Origin of the sequence: Rhizobium sp. ZK1 (genome assembly GCF_047782645.1) — a bacterium.
In the GTDB taxonomy this organism is placed as follows: Bacteria; Pseudomonadota; Alphaproteobacteria; order Rhizobiales; family Rhizobiaceae; genus Rhizobium.
This window is the reverse complement of the sequence record NZ_CP180586.1, coordinates 2,826,593-2,841,458: the sequence shown is the minus strand read 5'-3', so window position 1 is coordinate 2,841,458 and position 14,866 is coordinate 2,826,593. Positions and strand designations below refer to the sequence as shown.

Sequence of the window (14,866 nt, the reverse complement as noted above, 5' to 3'; positions counted from 1 at the left end):
TCTGAACGGGCCTATATCGCGGTGATGCTGCTCACTCCGATCCTTCGCCTGTTCGAAACCTGGATAGATCCCTTCCGCGCCCGCGATAATATTCAGCCGCCGCGCAACACGCTGGGATTCATCTGGTTCTATATCGGTCAAGCCAGGTGGCCGTTCATCGCCATGCTGGTGCTCGGCGGCATGTCGGCGGCAATCGAAGCCGCACTTTTCTGGTTCGTCGGGCGGCTCGTCGATATCCTCAGCACGATCAAGCCCGGAACCGGCTGGGATTCACTTCTCAGTTCCCATGGCAGTGAGCTTTTCGGCATGCTGGCGCTGATCGGCATCGTTCGCTTCGTCGTCGCCTTCCTGATCGCGCTTATCGACCAGCAGGTGATTACGCCGGGTTTCTACAATCTGGCGCGCTGGCAGTCCTATCTGCATGTGTCGCGCCAGTCGCTGGCCTTCTTCCAGAGCGATTTTTCCGGTCGCATCGTTACCAAGGTCTGGTCGGCAGGGCAGGCGACGGGGGATCTCGTAACGTCGCTGATGGAAAGCGTGTGGTTCGTCGGCATCTATGCCGTCACCACGCTGGTTTTGGTCGGGCGGCTCGATTTCTCGCTGGCGGCGGTGGTCCTTTTCTGGCTGGCTGCGTTCAGCGTGCTTGCCCGCTACTTCGTTCCGCGCATCCGATATCACTCGCGCGAAACCGCTGAAGCGGCCTCGTTGCTCAATGGCCGCATCGTTGATGCCTACAGCAATATCCAGACGTTGAAGCTCTTCGCACGCGACGAAGAGAGCGACCGGTACATGCTCGATGGCTTCAACGCCTATCAGGAAACAGTGCTGAAGTTCACGCGCTTCATCACCGGTGTGCGAGCGTCGATGGCGCTGCTGTCAGGCTTGATGATCGTGACCATGGCCGGCATCAGCATCGATCTATGGCTGCGCGGGCTGATAAGTTCGGGCGGGGTCGCCTTTTCGCTGACGCTGGTCCTGAGGCTGAACTTCCTGCTCGGACGGTTGATGACGCAGTTCAACGGGATCATGCGTAACCTCGGAACCATCCAGAATGCTGCCGAGCTGATTTCGCAGCCGCTGCATCTGGTCAACCGCCCCGATGCAAAGGAGCTCGTCATCCGGCAGCCGAGCATCCGTTTCGAGAATGTTTCCTTCCACTATGGCAAGGAAAACGCGGTCATCGACAATTTCTCGCTGACAATCCGGCCGGGCGAGAAGGTCGGCATTATCGGCCGCTCCGGTGCGGGCAAATCGACGCTCGTGAACCTTCTCCTGCGCCTCTACGATCTTCAAGGCGGGCGTATTTTCATCGACGGCCAGAATATCGCTGCCGTCACCCAGGAATCGCTGCGCATGCAGATCGGTATGGTCAGCCAGGATACGTCATTGCTACATCGATCCGTGCGCGACAACATTCTATTCGGCCGACCCGATGCTGGTGAGGAACGGCTTGTCGAAGCTGCCAGGCGTGCCGAGGCGCTCGAGTTCATCGAAGTGCTGCGGGACCAGCAGGGGCGCAAGGGTTTCGACGCGCATGTCGGCGAACGCGGCGTCAAGCTTTCGGGCGGCCAGCGCCAGCGCATCGCCATTGCTCGCGTGATGCTGAAGGATGCGCCGATCCTCGTTCTCGACGAGGCGACGTCGGCGCTCGATTCGGAAGTGGAAGAGGCCATTCAGTCGAACCTCAACCGCGTGATGGAAGGCAAGACGGTGCTTGCGATCGCTCACCGGCTTTCCACGATTGCCGCACTCGACAGACTTGTCGTCGTTGACCGCGGCAAAATCATCGAGGAAGGCACGCATGACCTGCTTCTAAAGCAGGGCGGGCTCTATGCCGAGCTCTGGGCACGCCAGTCTGGCGGCTTCCTCGCCTCCGGCGACGATGATGCGCGTTCAGTATTCGCGAACGAAATCGCTGACTAGGCCGTAATGGTTCGAGCCGAAGCTGTCGCCCAGCCGGCTGGTCGAGCGGATGAGCAGCGGCGGTCTTGCGAAGATATGGTCGATGCTGATGCCGAATGGCCCGGCAGCGACCGGCCATGTGGTCGGTTCAGGGAAGGCGGTCGTAAGGCCCGTTCCGCGCAGGAATTCCTGGATGGTCGGAGCGAGGATTGCGGAATTGAAGTCTCCGGAAACGATCAGTGGACCCGTGTGGCTCTGCACGGCGGTTTTCAGATCGACCAGTTCTTCATTCTGAAAATCATCGAAATAGGGCTTGGTTAGGTGCGTGAACAGGAAATCGACGGGCATTCCGTCGAAATCGATCGTTGCCGACACGAGCCGTCGCTTCCACAGATTGCCGAGATCATGAATTTCATAGTGAGCAAACGGACGTTTCGACAGGATCAGCGTATCGCAGGCCTCGATCGTGTCGCAGCCGATGCGATAGGGATAGATCTGCTGCAGCCGCGGCAGCTGAGGGAAGATCGGCACTGCCTCCATGAGGTCGACGACATCGGCACCCGATGCCAGCACGGCATCGGCAGTTCTTTCATTATTGATCCAATTGTCGATCTCAACGTTGAAGGACATCAGCCGGAAAAGGCGGGGCGCATCTGCCGCAGGTATTTTGCCGGCGAACTCGCGCAGCATGATGACACCGTGGATATTCAGGAAGGTCGCCGCTGCCAGCATCACGAAGCCGTACCAGTGCCGCCTGAAAAAGAGGGCAACGACCGCGCCAATGGCGCAGATGATGCTGAGATGAATCTGGAAGCTATAAACGAGCGAAAGCAGCCAGAAATCGGTGAAGTAGCGAAGCGAAACGAGGGCCAGAACGATGGTGATGAGGACGCTCAATACGCAGAAAAAAGTATGCCTCATCGGCGCAAATCCAAATTCTCATCGCAAACTCACCAGCGCCTAACACGCCCCCTGGTTTGTTGCAATGCAGCAAAGTTGCAAGCCAGTGATTGCCTTAAAAAATTCACTGAAATTTCCCGCGACATTGTGCCCTCATCCCCTTGCCAAGGCTGGACATAATTTGCGATCAAGCATAGAACGCGCCGGATTGGTGGGGAATCTATGTCCGAAATATGTACTTGTAGATTCGCCGCCGCCGGAGGGCAGGGCGGAATTCCGCGACAATTGCGCAGAGGATGGTTAAGCCGTGAGCGAACACGTAACGACAAGCGAGGCCTCAGAGCCCACTCGCCGTGATTTCCTTTATCTTACCACTGGCATGGCTGGTGCGGTCGGCGCCGTTGCGGTTGCCTGGCCGTTCATCGACCAGATGCGCCCGGACGCGTCGACGTTGGCATTGGCTTCCATCGAAGTCGATGTCGCGAGCCTTACGCCCGGCATGTCGCTGACGGTCAAGTGGCGCGGCAAACCGATCTTCATTCGCAACCGCACGCCGGAAGAAGTTAAGGCCGCGGCCGACGTCCAGCTTTCGGATCTCAAGGATCCGATCGCCCGCAATGCAAACCTTCCCCCCGACGCGCCGGCAACGGGCGCTGACCGCTCGGGCGGCAAGGATAAGGAAAACTGGATCGTCATGGTCGGCACCTGCACTCATCTCGGCTGCGTTCCGCTCGGTCAGGCCGGCGAATACAATGGTTGGTTCTGTCCCTGCCATGGCTCCGTCTACGACACGGCCGGCCGCATCCGCAAAGGTCCGGCGCCGGAGAACCTGGCGATTCCGACCTTTTCATTTTTGTCCGACACAAAGATCAAGATCGGTTGAGGGGAGACTGATTAATGAGTGGCCATTCCAGCTACGAGCCATCAACCGGCCTGGAAAAATGGGTCGATGCGCGCCTTCCGCTACCGCGCATGGTCTATGACAGCTTCATTGCCTATCCGGTTCCGCGGAACCTGAACTATGCCTACACATTCGGTGCGATGCTTGCCGTCATGCTGATCGTGCAGATCCTGACGGGCGTCACGCTCGCTATGCATTATGCCGCCGACACGACGATCGCTTTCAACTCCGTTGAAAAGATCATGCGTGACGTCAACCACGGCTGGCTGCTGCGCTATCTGCATGCCAACGGCGCATCCTTCTTCTTTGTTGCCGTTTACCTGCATATTGCCCGTGGTCTCTACTACGGCTCCTACAAGGCGCCGCGCGAAATTCTCTGGATCCTCGGCGTCGTCATCTACCTACTGATGATGGCGACTGGTTTCATGGGCTACGTTCTGCCCTGGGGTCAGATGTCCTTCTGGGGCGCGACCGTCATCACCGGCTTTTTCTCGGCCTTCCCGCTGGTGGGCGAATGGATCCAGCAGTTCCTGCTTGGCGGCTTCGCTGTCGATCAGCCGACGCTGAACCGCTTCTTCTCGCTGCACTACCTGCTGCCCTTCATGATCGCCGGTGTCGTTATCCTGCACATCTGGGCGCTGCATGTGGTCGGCCAGACGAACCCGACGGGCGTCGAGGTCAAGACCAAGACGGACACGGTTCGTTTCACGCCTTATGCAACGCTCAAGGATGCGCTCGGCGTCTCGATCTTCCTGATCGTCTATGCCTACTTCGTTTTCTACCTGCCGAACTATCTTGGCCATGCCGACAACTACATTCCGGCCGATCCGCTGAAGACCCCGGCCCACATCGTTCCGGAATGGTACTTCCTGCCGTTCTACGCCATGCTGCGATCGATCACGTTCAATATCGGTCCGATCGACTCCAAGCTCGGCGGCGTGCTCGTGATGTTCGGTGCGATCATCGTGCTGTTCTTCCTGCCCTGGCTCGACACTTCGAAGGTCCGCTCGGCGGTCTATCGTCCCTGGTACAAGCTCTTCTACTGGTTGTTCGTGATCAACGCGATCATCCTCGGCTGGCTCGGCTCGCAGCCTGCAGAAGGTCTGTACACGACGATCTCGCAGATCTGCACGCTCCTCTACTTCGCCTTCTTCCTGGTCGCGATGCCGGTTCTCGGTCTGGTGGAAACACCGCGCCGCATTCCGAATTCGATCACCGAAGCGGTGCTCGAAAAGCGCAACAAGATTGCTGCGGCCAAGGCCTGAGCGAGCGACGGGAAGGAATAGAAATATGAAAAAGCTTGTTGCAAGCATTCTCTCGCTCGCTGTCGCAGCCGGTGTCGGTGGCGTGGCTTTTGCTCAGGAAGCAGCGGCTCCGGCCGCTCACCATGAGGAAAGCGCTACCCCGCACTATCCGTTGAAGGAACCGAAGGAAGTCGACTGGACCTTTGCCGGTCCGTTCGGCCATTACGACAAGGGCCAGCTGCAGCGTGGCCTGAAGGTCTATACGGAAGTCTGTTCTGCCTGCCACTCGATGAACCTCGTGTCCTTCCGCACGCTCGGCGAGCTCGGCTATTCGGATGCGCAGGTGAAGGCCTTTGCTGCCAATTATGAAGTTCAGGATGGCCCGGACGCCAGCGGTGAGATGTTTACCCGCAAGGCAGTCCCGTCCGACCACTTCCCGTCGCCTTATCCGAACGCGGAAGCGGCAGCTGCCGCCAACAATGGTGCGGCTCCTCCGGATATGTCGCTGCTCGCCAAGGCACGCGAAGTCGAGCGTGGTTTCCCGCAGTTCGTCTTCGATATCTTCACCCAATATCAGGAAAGCGGTGCGGACTATATCCACTCGCTGCTGACCGGTTATGAAGAGCCGCCGGCCGGTTTCCAGGTTCCGGCTGGTGCGCACTACAACCCATATTTCCACGCTGCAGCCGTCTTCGCCATGCCGAAGCCGCTCTCCGACGACCAGGTCACCTATGACGATGGTTCGCCGCAGACGGTCGAGCAGTATTCCAAGGACGTCTCTTCGTTCCTGATGTGGGCAGCAGAGCCGCACCTCGAAGAGCGCAAGCGTACCGGCTTCATGGTCATGATCTTCCTACTGATCTTCACTGTGCTGATCTACCTGACAAAGCGGTCGGTCTATTCCAGGACCGACCACTAAGCGATCCTTAGTTCCAAGGAAAAAGGCGGCTTCTCGGCCGCCTTTTTTATTTGGTTTGGTTCGGCGCAATTGATAGTGTGCCTGCGTTTCATGCCCTCGCAGATACGGATTTTCGATGAACCATACGCTTTCGGAGCTTGCGAAAAGCATCCGCTCCATTCCGGATTACCCCAAGCCCGGCATCATCTTTCGCGACATCACTACGTTGCTCGGCAATCCACGTGCCTTTCGTCGCGCGGTCGATGAACTCGTGCAGCCCTATGCCGGCCTGAAGGTCGACAAGATCGCCGGCATGGAAGCGCGCGGCTTCATCCTCGGCGGTGCGGTCGCGCATCAGCTGTCCTCGGGCTTCGTTCCGATCCGCAAGAAGGGCAAGCTGCCGCATGAGACCGTGCGCATCGCCTACAGCCTGGAATATGGCGTGGACGAGATGGAGATGCACCGCGATGCCGTCCAACCGGGCGAGAAGGTGATCCTCGTCGACGATCTGATCGCCACGGGCGGGACGGCTGTCGGGGCAACGCAGCTACTTCGCCAGATCGGCGCGGAAGTCGTCGGCGCCTGCTTCGTCATCGACCTGCCGGATCTCGGCGGCCGCAAGAAGCTCAAGGATCTCGGCGTTGATGTGCACACCCTCGTCGAGTTCGCCGGACACTAACCCCCGAGCCTATTCGAATTCCAGGACGCTGCTTTCGAAGCGGATCACTGTAACACCATCCTGATTGACGCCTTCGCAGAGGATAGCGTTGAGATTCCAGCCCGGCCGTGACGTAAGCGGCCGGCTGGAGACAAAGGCCACCGAATAGGTGATCGTCTCGTCGACAAAGACCGGCTTCAGCCACTGCAGCTTCTGGAAGCCGGGCGAGGGGCCAAGTCTCGGCGGTTCCAAGCCCTGTTCTGACAGCCGGCGCATTTCTGTCATCCAGTAATCCATAAAGCAGTGCATCCAGGCGGCCACTGTATGCCAACCGGAAGCGCAGTGCGCCCCGAACATGGTGTGACGAGCGGCTTCCTTATCTATATGGAAGCGCTGCGGGTCGTATTTCCTGGCAAAGCGGAGGATGTTTTCCTCGGTAAAGACATAAGCGCCGATCTCGGTTTTTTCGCCGACGGCGTAGAGCTCCGACATTCTCATGCGCCAGCCTCCGGCCTGTTTCGCATGCCGAAGATGACGGAATTCTCTGACAGGCAGACCACTTCGCCGCGCTGGTTTTCCACCTCGTGACGGAATTTAACGATGCCGAGGCCAGGACGCGAGCGCATGGGGCGCGCCTCCAGAACCGTCGAATGGCCGGAGAGCATGTCGCCTGCCAGAACCGGCTTGCGCCACTCCATGAAGTCGACGCCGGGCGCGCCTTCGCATAGGGAATTCAGCACGTAGCTGTCTGCCATCATGCGCATGAACATGGCCGAGATATGCCAACCGGAGGCGGCAAGCCCGCCGAGGATGCTGGCGCGGCCGGCAGCTTCATCCAGATGCATGGGTTGCGGGTCGAACTCTCTGGCAAATTCGATGATTTCGGGCGCCGTTACAGCTTTCGGGCCGAGAGGAAAGCGCCGACCCGGCTGGAAATCCTCATAGGCGAGCTTTTCTGCGGGCATCAGGGTCTCCCATCATAGGCAGGCGTCATTGCTTACAATAGCATCCGCGCGGGCTCAATGATTCCGTAGGGGTAAACAGCATGGCTGAACTAAGGTCGGTACTCGATGAAGCGGCGCGCGAGGGATTGATCAGCGCCGAAGCCGGCGAGCGGCTGGCATCGTTTCTTGCTGCGCGCGGCGTCGTCGTCGAGCAGCGTGCGGCGGCAGATTCCGGGTCGGCCTGGTCGGATACCGAGACACCGCGCTTCGTGCGCGGTTTCCACGACGTGCTGATCACCATCGGCATCCTTATTGCGCTTGCAGGCCTTTGGGGGCTCACCTCGCTTTATGCGGTGCTGCCGGCAATCCTGGTTCTGGCGGAAATCCTCGTGAAGCGCCAGCGCCTTGCGCTGCCGGCCGTCGTGCTGACGCTCGCTGTCTTTACCTGGACTTTCCGGACGATGCTGTCGATCTATCCGTCCAATGCCGATCTATGGCTCACGGGCGATGGCATTGACGGTTTCATCGTCGCATTCCCCGTTGTCATGGGGCTTTTCTATCTGCGCTACCGTGTGCCGCTTGCTCTCGCGCTCTCTATCTTCTCCGGTCTCGCCCTTGTGCTCGCGCTCGTCTTGCGCCTGCTGCAATGGGGAAGTGGCGACGATGCCTTCATCCTCAATCATCCCACGCTCGTCTCTCTTATCCTGTTTGCCTGCGCCCTTGGCCTGTTCGTTGCAGCCCTTGGCTTCGATCTCAGCGACAGGTTCCGCCAGACGACACGATCGGATGTCGCCTTCTGGCTTCATCTCGTTGCGGCGCCGGCCCTGCTTTACAGCATCCGGACATTGCTTCCGCTCGACGGAGGCTGGCTGGATATCATGGATGCGAATTCGTTCAAGACACCGGTCGTCGTCATAATCGTCGCGCTGCTGATGCTGATCGGGCTGATCATCGACCGGCGTGCTTTCGTCACGTCGGGCCTGTTGACGCTGGGCTTGGCGATTTATGGGATATTCAGGCAGGGGAGCGCGACGGTCGATACTTACATCTTCGGAACGCTCGTTGCCGTCGGCGTGATCGTGCTCCTCATCGGTACGGGCTGGATGCCGCTTCGGCGCATCGTGCTGCGCGTCTTGCCCTCAGGCATGGTCGAGAGGCTGCCGCCCGGCTGAGCGGCAGCTTTGTTTTTCGTTTGACGCATGTCGTTGTCGCAAAACCGCTGCACACTTTTGCGCGACATGCTTATGCATCAGGTATTGAAGCGGAAATGGATGACGTCGCCGTCCTGGACGACATATTCCTTGCCTTCGTCGCGCGCTTTGCCGGCTTCCTTGGCACCGACTTCGCCGCCGAACTGGATGTAGTCGTCATAGGCGATGGTGTTGGCGCGGATGAAGCCCCGCTCGAAGTCCGAGTGGATCACGCCGGCGGCCTGCGGCGCCTTGGTGCCGCGCTCGATCGTCCAGGCGCGCGTTTCCTTCGGACCGACGGTGAAATAGGTGATGAGGTGGAGGAGCTTGTAGCCTGCGCGGATCAGGCGATCGAGGCCAGCCTCGTCGAGACCGAGGGCCGAGAGGAATTCCTTGGCTTCTTCGTCCGGAAGCTGGGCGACTTCGGACTCGATCGCAGCCGAGATGATGACGGTTTCGGCGCCCTGCGCCTTCGCCATGGCGGCAACGGCCTCCGTATATTTGTTTCCTGTCGCCGCATCGCCTTCCGCGACGTTGCAGACATAGAGAACCGGATGCGACGTCAAAAGGTTGAGGCTCTTCAGGATGCGCGTCTCTTCGGCATCGAGCTTGGACAGCAGGGTGCGGACGGGCTTGCCATCCTGCAGCAGCGCCAGCGACGCTTCCATGATCGGCAGCATGGCCATGGAATCCTTGTCCTTGCCGGTGGCGCGCTTGCGGGTCTGCTCCGTGCGGCGCTCGAGGCTGTCGAGGTCGGCGAGCATCAGCTCGGTCTCGATCGTATCGGCGTCGGCAACCGGATCGATGCGGCCTTCCACATGGGTGATGTCGCCGTCTTCGAAGCAGCGCAGCACATGCACGATGGCATCGACTTCGCGGATATTGGCGAGGAACTGGTTGCCGAGGCCTTCACCCTTCGACGCGCCGCGCACGAGGCCGGCAATATCGACGAAGTTGATGCGGGTCGGGATGATTTCCTTCGACCTCGCGACGTCCGCGAGCTTCCGCATGCGTTCATCGGGAACGGCTACTTCACCAGTGTTCGGTTCGATCGTGCAGAACGGATAGTTTGCGGCCTGCGCGGCGGCCGTCTTGGTGAGCGCATTGAAGAGGGTCGATTTGCCGACATTCGGCAGACCGACGATACCGCATTTGAAGCCCATGGCTGAAACCTGCTGTTCTCAAGAATTCCTTGGCCGTGGCTATGGGATAAAGGAGGGGAGCGGTCAAGTCTTGGAGCGCTTTTCTCGCAGCTCCCTTGCCGACAGGGCGTCGTGGCCTTATTCTTATCCTGGCGGGATTTCCCGGACACTTGGTGTCGAAATTCTGCAATCGAAAAAGTCTAGTTAGATCGAAACCCCTTCCCATGTCATCAACGGGCGGATTTCCGATGGTTGACAACGACATTGCCTTAAAACCCAAGACCAGAACGAAGCTCAAGCTGGACAAGCCGAAGCTCTACAAAGTCATTCTCGTCAATGACGATTATACGCCGCGCGAATTCGTCATCATGGTGCTGAGAGCCGTCTTCCGCATGAGCGAGGATACCGGCTATCGTGTGATGATGACGGCGCACAAGCTCGGCTCTTGCGTGGTCGTGGTCTGTACCAAGGATATAGCGGAGACCAAAGCCAAGGAGGCCATCGACCTTGCCAAGGAGATGGGCTTCCCGCTGATGTTTACTACCGAGCCCGAGGAATAGGCTCCCGAGGAAAAGGCGGGCGTCTCAAGATTGCCGGCGGATCTGGTAGCCGGTCTTATCCTGCACGAAACCGCAATTTTCATAGAAACGCAGTGTTGCCGGATCTTTCTATCCCGTCAGCAGCATGACCTTGTAGCAGCCGGCTTTCCAGGCTTGAGCAATCGCATGCTGGATGACTTTGCCGGCATAGCCCCGTTTGCGATGATCGGCGTGGGTGATGACGTTTTCGATGAGCGCATAGGAGGCGCCGTTGCGCGTCAGGTTGGGTATAACGATCAGCGTTGCGGTCGTAGCTGCGGTCTCGTCGGTAAAGCCAATAAAGACCGTCATGCCCGGTTGGGCCAGAATGGCGGAGAAACGTTCTTCCGCCAGCTCAGGAGCAAGTGGTCGATCGGTGGAGTTGAAGTGTCCGTAAAGGGTAATCAGGTTCTGCAGGTCGGTGGAGGTCACTGGGCGGATGGTAAAATTCCCGCTTGCCATCGTGCTCAGTCGCCCTTGTTACCGAACATCTTCTTCAGCATCTCGGCCATGGGGCCGCTGGCCGGAAGCTTCGGCTGGCTCTGATTGCGGGCCTGATGGATATGAGACTTTCCCGCCGGCTTCGGCTTTTCCTCTTCCACCTTGCCGCCAAGCGCCAATGTGATCTTGTTCATGAGCTGGGAATCTTCGTTGCGAACCAGCATCTCGGCGTTGTCGGCAAGCGTATCGAGCAGCGGCTCCAGCCAGACATTGTCAGCTTTGGCGAAATCGCCGAGCACGTGGTTATGCACGAGTTCCTTGACGCCGGGATGGCCGATGCCGATGCGCAGACGTCGGTATTCCTTGCCGCAATGGGCATCGAGCGACTTGATGCCGTTATGGCCGCCATGGCCGCCGCCGGTCTTCAGCCGCGCCTTTCCGGCCGGCAGGTCGAGCTCGTCATAGATCGCCACGAGATCGGAAGGCTGCAGCTTGTAGAAGCGCATGGCTTCACCGACCGCCTCGCCCGACAGGTTCATGAAGGTCTGCGGCTTGATCAGCAGCACCTTCTCGCCGGCCAGCTCGCCTTCTGATATCTCAGCCTTGAATTTCTTCGACCAGGGCGAAAAGCTGTGGCGGCGGTAGATGGCATCCACCGCCATGAAGCCAATATTGTGCCGGTTACCGGCATATTTCGCGCCGGGATTGCCGAGACCCGCGATGATCAGCATGGCCTGCCTTCCTTGCAAGAGCTGTTGGCGTTCACCACCGCGAAATGGCGGTAAAGTCAAGTGGCAAAGTCAATTGGCAAAGACGGGCGTGAACGCAGGCGGCCGATCATTTCAGCAGATGAAGACCGTATTTCAGGAAGATCTGCTTCTGTTCGCCGCTGGCGATCAGCTTGTCCAAGGAGGCCTGCATACGGGCCAGAAGATCGTCCGGGAAGCTCTTTTCGCAGGCAATGCTCATCGGCTGAGAGGAGAGAACGGTCACCATTTCCAGCGGCTGGTCGGTCTTCAGCTTGTCGAAGTAGAGTTCGGAGATCGGCATCATGTCGATGCGGCCGCCGAGCAGCTTGCGCAGCGTCGCGTTGAAATCGCTTGCGACATCGAGTTTGGTGAAGCCCTTCTCCTTGAGGATCACTTCGGTGTAGTCGTCGCGTTGCGTGCCGATGACATATTTCTTCGCGTCTTCGAGATTTGCAGCAGAGACGCCTGATCCCTTGCGGGTGATCAGGATGTTGCGGTCGATGAGAAGCGGCTCGACCCATTTGAACAGGCCGTCGCGCGAGGCGTTGTGGGCGGTTGCGAAAACACAGGTCATCGGCGTCGAGCGAGCCAGGCTGAAGGCGCGAGCCCAGGGCATCACGTCGAGCGTATAATCGATACCGATATCGGCCATGACCTTCTCGACCTGCTCGACGGTTGCGCCCTTGATGACCTTTCCGTCGCGGTAGTTGAAGGGGGCGTATTCCTCGGTCACGAAGGCTACCGTCTGGGCTGAGGCAGACACGGCAAGGCAGGGTAGGGTAAGAAGAGCAAAAAACAGCTTTTTCATCGCGATACCTCCCATATCTCGTCAGTTCATGAAGCGCGCGCCACATCCGAGAGCGAACTGCTCAGTTCTTCGATCAGCTTGGCGGCATTCTGCGGACGGTGGAACAGATAGCCCTGACCATAGTCGAGGCCCATCTGATGCAGCGTGCTGCACTCCTCCTCCGTCTCGATGCCTTCGGCAATCACGGTGCAGTTCATCTTGTGTGACAGCGTGGTGATGCCTTCGATCAGCATACGGCTCTTCTGGCGCACGTCATCGTCAGCATCATTGATGGCGCGGGTGAAGGATTGGTCGATCTTGATGATGTCGACCGGGAAGCGATTGAGATAACTCAGCGACGAGTAGCCGGTACCGAAATCGTCGAGCGCGATGCGGCAGCCGAAACGACGCAGTTCTGTCACGATCATGCGGATCTGCGGGTTGTCGTGCATCAGCACGGCTTCCGTGATCTCGACGACGATACGATCCGGCAGGATGCCATGGCGACCCAAAATGGCCGCAAGGCGGGCGGCGAGCGCCGGCTCGAACTGCAGCGGCGAGAAATTGATCGCGAGATAGGTGTCCTGCATGCCTGGCAGGCGGGAGATCTTCGCCAGATTGGCGATCGCCTTTTCCATGATGACATTGCCGACGCGGACGATCTTGGCGGTCTCTTCGGCGACGCTGATGATCTCGGCAGGCGGCATGAGGCCTTTCTGCGGGTGGTTGAGACGCATCAGCGCTTCGAAGCCGGCGATGCCGCGGCCGTTCAGATTGACGATCGGCTGGAGATAAGCCTCGAACCAGTCGTCGGCGAGGCCGGCTTCGATATGGGCTTCGATCTCGGCGCGGCGGCGGGCGTGATCGAGCATGCCGTTATCGAAGATCTGTGCGCCGTTCTTACCGTCGCGCTTCTTGGCATACATGGCCATGTCGGACTTCTGCAGCAGTTCGGCGGCGGTTGCAGCGTGGCGCGGATAGATGGCGATACCGACAGAGGCGCTGAGATGCATGTCCGGGCCGAAAGGCGTCTCGAAGATCGAAGCGATCTGGTCGCACATGGCGCGGGCGCGCTTCTCGGCATTCTTGGCCGGCAACAGGATGGCGAATTCATCGCCGCCGAGACGGGCGGCTTCATCGGAGGGCGCAAGCAGAGTCTTCAGCCGCTCCACGAGTTCGATGAGCGCGGTATCGCCTGCGGCGTGGCCCATGTTGTCGTTGATCCACTTGAAGCGGTCGAGGTCGACGAAGAGGCAGGCGAGTTCATGATCGGCGGCATCGGCGGCTGCGATCTTGCTGTCGAGCACGGCTTCGAAGCCCTGGCGGTTCAATAGGCCGGTCAGATGGTCCGTGATCGCCTGGCGATGGTTGCGGTCTTCGGAGGCCTTCAGCTCGGTCACGTCGGTCATGACGGAGAGAGACTGACCTTCCTGCCCGTGGGCCGTGAGCGCCGATTCGATGATGAGGACATCCATGATACGGCCGTCCATGCAGACGAACTTGACGGTCACGTCGCCGGTGCTGTTCTCACGCTGGCTCTTGCGCTTAATGAACTTGTCGCGGGTGAAGGGCGTGACGAGATCGGAGAAATTCCGGCCGATGACGGCAGCACGATGATAGCCGGTCGCAAGCAGCCAGTAGTCGCTGACGGCGGTGATGCGGTCTTCTTCATCAAGTGAGAAGAGCATGGCCGGCGTCAGATTGTAGATGTCGGTCGTGCGGCGATGCGCGAGCTTCAGCTCGGTCTCCTCGTTTTCGAGCATCGTCTGCATTTCGTTGAAGCTCTGGGCGAGGCGACCCATCTCATCATTCGATTGCCAGTCGACATGGTGGCGGGAGCCAAGCTGGCGGGTCGCCTCGATCGCGGCCGTCAGGCGCATCAGAGGTTGGATGACGAAGATACGGTTACCGATCAGCGCTGTCGCGAAAACGGCGAGCACCGCAAAAATGAAGATCGAGATGAAGACGATCTCTTCTTGCTTCAGGCCGGAAAAGAGACCGAGTGCCGGATAGAAGACGGAAATACTGCCGAGGTTCTTCGGACCATCGACAGTGTTGTAGATGATGGCGCGGGAAACCTGGACCAGCTTGCCGTCGAAGGACCGCGGAATGGTGGACTGGCTGACGTCGAGCTCGCCAGACTGGTCGCGGACTTCCACCTTGACGATGGCGCCTTGCGAAACGACCGTCGCGCTGATCTGGGTGACACTATCGGCGTCAAGATCCCAGAGCGGCTTGGCGAGTGCCTGGGCATTGGCCACAAGAAGAACGGAAATATGGTCACGTATTTCCTTGTCAGCGCGTTCGGAGGAAAGGAAAAGAAAAAGAACAAAAAGAGGAGCTACAAAAACAAGCAGTGCTCCGCAAACAATCGCAAAAAATCTGTTCTCAACGGAATTATTCATGGTTCCGTTTGCTCCACGGGGTCGGAATATTCTGCGGTCACGTGGCAGGGCGGGAACTTCGTAACCAGCCGGAGCATGCTTCCATGAATGTGTTAAATGTTGCTGAAATGCGGCTTTCCGGTAATGA

General features: G+C 58.9%; 14 protein-coding genes and 1 pseudogene. 7 read left to right on the top strand and 8 right to left on the bottom strand.

Features of this window, described 5'->3' with window-relative positions:
• Positions 1 to 24: 24 nt before the first annotated feature.
• Positions 25 to 1,923: an ABC transporter ATP-binding protein gene (locus ACK9YZ_RS14675; protein WP_416066747.1), complete on the top strand. Its 1,899-nt coding sequence runs from the start codon at positions 25 to 27 to the stop codon at positions 1,921 to 1,923.
• Here ACK9YZ_RS14675 and ACK9YZ_RS14670 read toward each other — a convergent pair.
• Complete coding sequence (locus ACK9YZ_RS14670) at positions 1,894 to 2,823, bottom strand: endonuclease/exonuclease/phosphatase family protein (RefSeq protein WP_416064303.1); 930 nt, start codon at positions 2,821 to 2,823, stop codon at positions 1,894 to 1,896. The two genes, ACK9YZ_RS14675 and ACK9YZ_RS14670, sit on opposite strands and share 30 nt — an antisense overlap.
• Positions 2,824 to 3,109: 286 nt before the next feature.
• Here ACK9YZ_RS14670 and petA point away from each other — a divergent pair, with 286 nt between their 5' ends.
• The 4 genes from petA (at position 3,110) to ACK9YZ_RS14650 (ending at position 6,524) form a co-directional block, all read left to right on the top strand.
• Positions 3,110 to 3,685 carry a ubiquinol-cytochrome c reductase iron-sulfur subunit gene (gene petA, locus ACK9YZ_RS14665; protein WP_216755376.1) on the top strand — a complete coding sequence of 192 codons (576 nt, stop codon included), beginning with the start codon at positions 3,110 to 3,112 and terminating at the stop codon, positions 3,683 to 3,685.
• Between the two features lie 14 nt (positions 3,686 to 3,699).
• Positions 3,700 to 4,968: a cytochrome b gene (locus ACK9YZ_RS14660; RefSeq protein ID WP_416064302.1), complete on the top strand. Its 1,269-nt coding sequence runs from the start codon at positions 3,700 to 3,702 to the stop codon at positions 4,966 to 4,968.
• A gap of 25 nt (positions 4,969 to 4,993) precedes the next feature.
• Complete coding sequence (locus ACK9YZ_RS14655; protein WP_416064301.1) at positions 4,994 to 5,866, top strand: cytochrome c1; 873 nt, start codon at positions 4,994 to 4,996, stop codon at positions 5,864 to 5,866.
• Positions 5,867 to 5,981: 115 nt separating this feature from the next.
• The gene (locus tag ACK9YZ_RS14650; protein ID WP_216755373.1) at positions 5,982 to 6,524 is read left to right on the top strand and encodes an adenine phosphoribosyltransferase; all 543 of its coding nucleotides are present in this window, start codon (positions 5,982 to 5,984) and stop codon (positions 6,522 to 6,524) included.
• Between the two features lie 9 nt (positions 6,525 to 6,533).
• Here the strand turns inward: ACK9YZ_RS14650 and ACK9YZ_RS14645 are convergent, their stop codons facing one another.
• Together ACK9YZ_RS14645 and ACK9YZ_RS14640 are read right to left on the bottom strand one after the other, a co-directional pair.
• The gene (locus tag ACK9YZ_RS14645; protein WP_416064300.1) at positions 6,534 to 7,001 is read right to left on the bottom strand and encodes a MaoC/PaaZ C-terminal domain-containing protein; all 468 of its coding nucleotides are present in this window, start codon (positions 6,999 to 7,001) and stop codon (positions 6,534 to 6,536) included.
• Complete coding sequence (locus tag ACK9YZ_RS14640) at positions 6,998 to 7,468, bottom strand: MaoC family dehydratase (protein WP_416064299.1); 471 nt, start codon at positions 7,466 to 7,468, stop codon at positions 6,998 to 7,000. Before ACK9YZ_RS14640 ends, ACK9YZ_RS14645 begins: the two co-directional genes overlap by 4 nt.
• 80 nt (positions 7,469 to 7,548) lie before the next feature.
• Between ACK9YZ_RS14640 and ACK9YZ_RS14635 the strand changes: the two genes are divergently transcribed.
• Positions 7,549 to 8,619 carry a hypothetical protein gene (locus ACK9YZ_RS14635; RefSeq protein WP_416064298.1) on the top strand — a complete coding sequence of 357 codons (1,071 nt, stop codon included), beginning with the start codon at positions 7,549 to 7,551 and terminating at the stop codon, positions 8,617 to 8,619.
• Between the two features lie 77 nt (positions 8,620 to 8,696).
• Here ACK9YZ_RS14635 and ychF read toward each other — a convergent pair whose 3' ends face one another.
• A complete protein-coding gene (ychF, locus tag ACK9YZ_RS14630) occupies positions 8,697 to 9,800 on the bottom strand; it encodes a redox-regulated ATPase YchF (RefSeq protein ID WP_416064297.1) in 1,104 nt (367 codons plus the stop codon).
• A gap of 227 nt (positions 9,801 to 10,027) precedes the next feature.
• On the opposite strand from ychF, the gene clpS reads away from it, so the two are divergent.
• Positions 10,028 to 10,339: an ATP-dependent Clp protease adapter ClpS gene (gene clpS / locus ACK9YZ_RS14625; protein WP_183731588.1), complete on the top strand. Its 312-nt coding sequence runs from the start codon at positions 10,028 to 10,030 to the stop codon at positions 10,337 to 10,339.
• A gap of 24 nt (positions 10,340 to 10,363) precedes the next feature.
• On the opposite strand, the pseudogene ACK9YZ_RS14620 reads toward clpS, so the two are convergent.
• The 4 genes and pseudogenes from ACK9YZ_RS14620 to ACK9YZ_RS14605 form a co-directional block, all read right to left on the bottom strand.
• Positions 10,364 to 10,819: pseudogene (locus tag ACK9YZ_RS14620) on the bottom strand (GNAT family N-acetyltransferase).
• Positions 10,820 to 10,824: 5 nt separating this feature from the next.
• Positions 10,825 to 11,529, bottom strand: coding sequence for an aminoacyl-tRNA hydrolase (pth, locus tag ACK9YZ_RS14615; RefSeq protein ID WP_416064296.1), 705 nt, complete (start codon positions 11,527 to 11,529; stop codon positions 10,825 to 10,827).
• Positions 11,530 to 11,635: 106 nt separating this feature from the next.
• The gene (locus ACK9YZ_RS14610) at positions 11,636 to 12,355 is read right to left on the bottom strand and encodes a substrate-binding periplasmic protein (RefSeq protein ID WP_416064295.1); all 720 of its coding nucleotides are present in this window, start codon (positions 12,353 to 12,355) and stop codon (positions 11,636 to 11,638) included.
• 26 nt (positions 12,356 to 12,381) lie between these two features.
• Positions 12,382 to 14,739: an EAL domain-containing protein gene (locus tag ACK9YZ_RS14605; protein ID WP_416064294.1), complete on the bottom strand. Its 2,358-nt coding sequence runs from the start codon at positions 14,737 to 14,739 to the stop codon at positions 12,382 to 12,384.
• Positions 14,740 to 14,866: the final 127 nt, after the last annotated feature.

What these genes read in the sequence shown, in the direction of transcription:
- ACK9YZ_RS14645 (WP_416064300.1), bottom strand. Translation starts at nt 7,001, where the DNA reads ATGAGAATGTCGGAGCTCTACGCCGTCGGCGAAAAAACCGAGATCGGC.
- ACK9YZ_RS14650 (WP_216755373.1), top strand. Translation starts at nt 5,982, where the DNA reads ATGAACCATACGCTTTCGGAGCTTGCGAAAAGCATCCGCTCCATTCCG.
- pth (WP_416064296.1), bottom strand. Translation starts at nt 11,529, where the DNA reads ATGCTGATCATCGCGGGTCTCGGCAATCCCGGCGCGAAATATGCCGGT.
- ACK9YZ_RS14675 (WP_416066747.1), top strand. Translation starts at nt 25, where the DNA reads ATGCTGCTCACTCCGATCCTTCGCCTGTTCGAAACCTGGATAGATCCC.
- ACK9YZ_RS14635 (WP_416064298.1), top strand. Translation starts at nt 7,549, where the DNA reads ATGGCTGAACTAAGGTCGGTACTCGATGAAGCGGCGCGCGAGGGATTG.
- ACK9YZ_RS14605 (WP_416064294.1), bottom strand. Translation starts at nt 14,739, where the DNA reads ATGAATAATTCCGTTGAGAACAGATTTTTTGCGATTGTTTGCGGAGCA.
- ACK9YZ_RS14640 (WP_416064299.1), bottom strand. Translation starts at nt 7,468, where the DNA reads ATGCCCGCAGAAAAGCTCGCCTATGAGGATTTCCAGCCGGGTCGGCGC.
- ACK9YZ_RS14670 (WP_416064303.1), bottom strand. Translation starts at nt 2,823, where the DNA reads ATGAGGCATACTTTTTTCTGCGTATTGAGCGTCCTCATCACCATCGTT.
- ACK9YZ_RS14610 (WP_416064295.1), bottom strand. Translation starts at nt 12,355, where the DNA reads ATGAAAAAGCTGTTTTTTGCTCTTCTTACCCTACCCTGCCTTGCCGTG.
- ACK9YZ_RS14655 (WP_416064301.1), top strand. Translation starts at nt 4,994, where the DNA reads ATGAAAAAGCTTGTTGCAAGCATTCTCTCGCTCGCTGTCGCAGCCGGT.
- ACK9YZ_RS14660 (WP_416064302.1), top strand. Translation starts at nt 3,700, where the DNA reads ATGAGTGGCCATTCCAGCTACGAGCCATCAACCGGCCTGGAAAAATGG.
- ychF (WP_416064297.1), bottom strand. Translation starts at nt 9,800, where the DNA reads ATGGGCTTCAAATGCGGTATCGTCGGTCTGCCGAATGTCGGCAAATCG.
- clpS (WP_183731588.1), top strand. Translation starts at nt 10,028, where the DNA reads ATGGTTGACAACGACATTGCCTTAAAACCCAAGACCAGAACGAAGCTC.